Source organism: Streptococcus hyovaginalis DSM 12219 (genome assembly GCF_000420785.1).
In the GTDB taxonomy this organism is placed as follows: domain Bacteria; phylum Bacillota; class Bacilli; order Lactobacillales; family Streptococcaceae; genus Streptococcus; species Streptococcus hyovaginalis.
Map to the genome: position 1 here is coordinate 1 of NZ_ATVP01000028.1, position 3,326 is coordinate 3,326.

Sequence of the window (3,326 nt, forward strand, 5' to 3'; positions counted from 1 at the left end):
CCCTGGTAAAAGGAATCAAAAACAAAGAGAAAAAGCCCTACAATGCCGTTGTAAAAATTGGGGAAAAGGGATATATTGATTTTATCTCTTTTTCAAAATAAACATAAAAGCCCTTTAAAGAGAGCTTTTATATATTAATCACAAATCACTTATCACAAATCACAAGTGATTAATCACAAATCACTTGTGATTTGTGATTCTTAATGATACAATATTACTATACAAAAAAAGAATGGGGCGTAGTTATGGAGAAGGAAAAACTAAAAATACTTGAAGAATTAAGACGTATTTTAAACAATAAAAATGAAGCAATTATTATCTTGAATAATTACTTTAAAGGTGGTGTTGGAAAGTCCAAATTATCGACTATGTTTGCTTACTTGACAGACAAATTGAATTTAAAAGTTTTAATGATCGATAAGGACTTACAGGCAACATTGACAAAAGACTTAGCAAAAACTTTTGAGGTAGAATTGCCACGTGTCAATTTTTATGAAGGCTTGAAAAATGGAAACTTGGCTTCTTCTATTGTTCATTTGACTGATAATTTAGACTTGATCCCTGGCACGTTTGATTTGATGTTACTGCCAAAATTAACTCGCTCATGGACTTTTGAAAATGAAAGTAGATTGCTTGCTACTCTTTTAGCACCTTTAAAAAGTGACTATGATCTCATTATTATTGATACTGTACCAACGCCAAGCGTTTATACAAATAATGCAATCGTGGCAAGTGATTACGTCATGATCCCTTTACAAGCAGAAGAAGAAAGTACAAACAACATTCAAAACTATATTTCCTATTTGATTGATTTACAAGAACAGTTTAACCCTGGACTAGATATGATCGGTTTTGTTCCTTATTTAGTTGATACGGACAGCACAACGATAAAATCAAACCTGGAAGAACTGTACAAGCAACATAAAGAAGATAACTTGGTTTTCCAAAATATTATCAAGCGAAGTAATAAAGTAAGTACCTGGTCTAAAAACGGCATTACAGAACACAAAGGCTATGACAAAAAAGTTTTATCTATGTATGAGAACGTATTTTTTGAAATGCTTGAGCGAATCATTCAATTAGAAAACGAAAAAGAATAGAATCACAAATCACAAGTGATTAATCACAAATCACTTGTGATTTGTGATTGTTGATGATAAAATAAGAGTAAGAAGAAATAGAAAGAAGTGAGTGGTTGTGGGAAATTTAGGCGCACAAAAAGCAAAACGAAATGATACACCAATCAGTGCAAAAAAAGATATTATGGGGGATAAGACGGTTCGTGTTCGTGCTGACTTGCACCATATTATAAAAATCGAAACAGCAAAGAATGGCGGAAACGTAAAAGAAGTTATGGATAAAGCCTTAGAAGAATATATTCGGAAATATTTACCTGACAAACTTTAAAAGGAGTGAAAATGAAATGGCAGTTACTTATGAAAAAACATTTGAAATAGAGATCATTAACGAATTATCGGCAAGCGTTTATAATCGAGTATTAAACTATGTTTTGAATCATGAATTAAATAAAAATGACTCTCAATTATTGGAAGTCAATTTATTAAACCAATTAAAGCTTGCAAAACGTGTAAATCTTTTTGATTATTCTTTAGAAGAATTACAAGCCGTTCATGAGTATTGGCGGTCAATGAATCGCTATTCAAAACAAGTTTTGAATAAAGAGAAAGTGGCTTAATATGGCAAATATAGTCAATTTTACTGACAAACAATTTGAAAATCGCTTAAATGATAATTTAGAAGAATTGGTTCAAGGAAAAAAAGCGGTTGAATCGCCAACCGCTTTTTTACTTGGTGGGCAACCAGGGTCAGGGAAAACGAGTTTGCGATCAGCAATTCTTGAAGAAACACAAGGGAATGTTATTGTCATTGATAATGATACCTTTAAACAACAGCACCCTAATTTTGATGAACTAGCGAAACTTTATGAGAAAGACGTAGTAAAACACGTTACCCCTTATTCTAATCGCATGACAGAAGCGATCATAAGCCGTTTAAGCGATCAAGGCTATAACTTGGTGATTGAAGGTACAGGACGAACAACAGACGTTCCCATTCAAACCGCAACAATGCTTCAAGCCAAAGGTTATGAAACAAAAATGTATGTCATGGCAGTACCTAAAATCAACTCATATTTAGGAACAATTGAACGATATGAAACCATGTATGCAGATGATCCAATGACAGCCAGGGCAACACCAAAACAAGCGCATGATATTGTTGTCAAAAACTTACCGACCAATTTAGAAACCCTTCATAAAACGGGCTTATTTAGCGATATAAGGCTTTACAATAGAGAAGGAGTGAAACTCTATTCAAGCTTAGAAACGCCTTCCATTAGTCCGAAAGAGACCTTAGAAAGAGAATTAAATCGTAAAGTATCAGGGAAAGAAATTCAACCGACTTTGGAGAGAATAGAGCAAAAAATGGTTCAAAATCAACACCAAGAAACCCCTGAATTTAAAGCAATTCAACAAAAATTGGAAAGCTTGCAGCCACCTACACCACCAATACCCAAAACACCTAAACTTCCAGGACTTTAAACCTTAAAAAAGGAAAAGAGTAGTTACCAAAAAACGGTAACTACTCTTTTTTTATAAAAACATTTCCTCATGTTTTAAAAGCTGATCGAGAAATAAAGCACACAACGGTATTCTTTCTTTTTTCAGTTGGTACATTTTGCAGTCTGTAACGTGTCATTTACTGTTTGTTACCTTAACATATCCAGTCGAAAACACAAGGGTATATAAACGAGCAAGCTCGCCCTTGTGTTTTCTTTGTGTCTATGTTGCGTTCTCGTCACAGCAAACGACACGAACACACTGGCGAAAATGAACCAACAAAACGAAAAAAGAAAGGAGCGTATACTGTAATTTATTTCTAGCTTTTAAAACATGAGGAAAACAGCTTCACTTCCTCAAACGCCTAACAAAAATGGTTGTCAAAAAACTAAAAATCAAAAAAAAGAAAAGAGGAAAAGAAAATGGAAAAAACAAAAAAATTACAATTAGAAGATTTTACAGAAAATGAGTTTTTTGGAACACAAGAACAGAAATATCTAAAAGCTTTCACTAGGAGTTGTTTTTAAAGTGTTAAAAACTCATCAGGAGAAGTAGTTTATAAGAGTAGTATATTGGGGAATATCAAAAATGGTTTGGAGATCCATTTTTGATATAGCGAGTTTCGGCGAGCATTCGTCTGTGCGGTTCGCAGACGTCGGCACGAAGTGACGAGACCAGGAGAAAATCAAAACGATTGAGTTTTGTATTTTCGGGCAGTATGCCAGCGTGTTTAGCGCAATCGAAGGG

Annotated in this window: 4 protein-coding genes and 1 pseudogene; all 5 read left to right on the plus strand. The window is 33.9% G+C overall.

The window, feature by feature from the left end:
- Nucleotides 1–101, plus strand: a pseudogene (locus tag G574_RS11865) (topoisomerase); the annotation flags it as partial.
- Between the two features lie 102 nt (nt 102–203).
- Complete coding sequence (locus G574_RS0110465) at nt 204–1,100, plus strand: ParA family protein (RefSeq protein WP_002333833.1); 897 nt, start codon at nt 204–206, stop codon at nt 1,098–1,100.
- A 91-nt stretch (nt 1,101–1,191) separates the two neighbouring features.
- Nucleotides 1,192–1,407, plus strand: a complete 216-nt coding sequence (locus G574_RS0110470; protein ID WP_002321610.1) for a peptide-binding protein — start codon at nt 1,192–1,194, stop codon at nt 1,405–1,407.
- A 16-nt stretch (nt 1,408–1,423) separates the two neighbouring features.
- Nucleotides 1,424–1,696 carry an antitoxin gene (locus G574_RS0110475; RefSeq protein ID WP_000301765.1) on the plus strand — a complete coding sequence of 91 codons (273 nt, stop codon included), beginning with the start codon at nt 1,424–1,426 and terminating at the stop codon, nt 1,694–1,696.
- A 1-nt stretch (nt 1,697) separates the two neighbouring features.
- Complete coding sequence (locus tag G574_RS11040) at nt 1,698–2,561, plus strand: zeta toxin family protein (RefSeq protein ID WP_002333464.1); 864 nt, start codon at nt 1,698–1,700, stop codon at nt 2,559–2,561.
- Nucleotides 2,562–3,326 lie beyond the last annotated feature (765 nt).